This window comes from Vibrio sp. 10N.222.49.A3 (assembly GCF_041475145.1).
In the GTDB taxonomy this organism is placed as follows: domain Bacteria; phylum Pseudomonadota; class Gammaproteobacteria; order Enterobacterales; family Vibrionaceae; genus Vibrio; species Vibrio tasmaniensis_A.
Genome location: NZ_JBFRVM010000346.1, coordinates 1 through 955, shown reverse-complemented (window position 1 = coordinate 955; position 955 = coordinate 1). Strand labels below are relative to the sequence as shown.

Genomic DNA, 955 nt, shown 5'->3' with positions numbered 1-955 from the left:
ACTAATACTTGTAATAAGAGACACTAATACTATATAAACTAAAGGATTATCTCTCTTTAGTTTAATTTATTGACTATGAATTTTAATATCTAAAAAATTCAACAAATAATATTAATATGCTAATTATCATTAAAGCGTAGTGGTAACTATATTTTAAGGTTCAAGATGAATAATGTTGGTCACACTCTAACTAAGAGTATAGGTAAAAAAGATACTGTAATTTATTTTGCTGGTTCAATTCGTGCGGGGAGAGACGATGTATCGGTTTATGCTGAAATAATTAGCCAGCTAAAAGCGTATGGAACCGTAATCACAGAGCATGTTGGCGATTACAAACTTTCAGATGGAGGTCAATCATTTTTGACCGATAAATTTATCCATGATCGTGATCTTCAATGGCTAAGACAGTCAAATATTGTTGTTGCTGAGGTAACAACACCAAGTCTTGGCGTAGGCTATGAAATTGCTACAGCAATTCAATGGCGAATTCCTGTAATCACTTTATATCGTCAAGGGGAGAGAGCTGTGTCCGCGATGATTTCAGGTAGTGATAACTGTAAGCACTTTGAGTATTCAACTATCTCAGAAGCAAAAGACTTTGTTGCAGATGTATTTTCACAAATTGGCTTAAAGGTGTGTCATGAATCGTAATATAACTTCTGCATTAATCAGCACATTGAAAAACATCCTGACTAATGGTCAAACAGTAGGATCTCGAGATCAAGAGCAAACAGAGGTTCTGGCAACTCTTACCAAAATAGAAAAACCTGCAGAGCGTTTTCTTGTTGTACCAGGGAGAAACAACAATGTATTTGCTCAAGTAGCTGAAACATTGTGGGTTTTAGGTGGTCGCAATGACCTTGATTTTTTTACAAAATTATTTGCCTAGGGCAAGTGATTTCTCAGACGATGGCGAAACATGGCGAGCGGCGTATGGTGATCTGCACCAGAAGTT

General features: G+C 36.2%; 2 protein-coding genes. Both read left to right on the top strand.

Annotation, left to right across the window (positions count from 1 at the left end; translation table 11 throughout):
- The first annotated feature begins 165 nt into the window (after positions 1 to 165).
- Complete coding sequence (locus AB4589_RS25535) at positions 166 to 651, top strand: nucleoside 2-deoxyribosyltransferase (protein WP_171730303.1); 486 nt, start codon at positions 166 to 168, stop codon at positions 649 to 651.
- Positions 641 to 889: a hypothetical protein gene (locus AB4589_RS25530; protein ID WP_372101970.1), complete on the top strand. Its 249-nt coding sequence runs from the start codon at positions 641 to 643 to the stop codon at positions 887 to 889. The genes AB4589_RS25535 and AB4589_RS25530 overlap by 11 nt, the downstream gene beginning before the upstream one ends.
- Positions 890 to 955: the final 66 nt, after the last annotated feature.

What these genes read in the sequence shown, in the direction of transcription:
- AB4589_RS25535 (WP_171730303.1), top strand. Translation starts at nt 166, where the DNA reads ATGAATAATGTTGGTCACACTCTAACTAAGAGTATAGGTAAAAAAGAT.
- AB4589_RS25530 (WP_372101970.1), top strand. Translation starts at nt 641, where the DNA reads ATGAATCGTAATATAACTTCTGCATTAATCAGCACATTGAAAAACATC.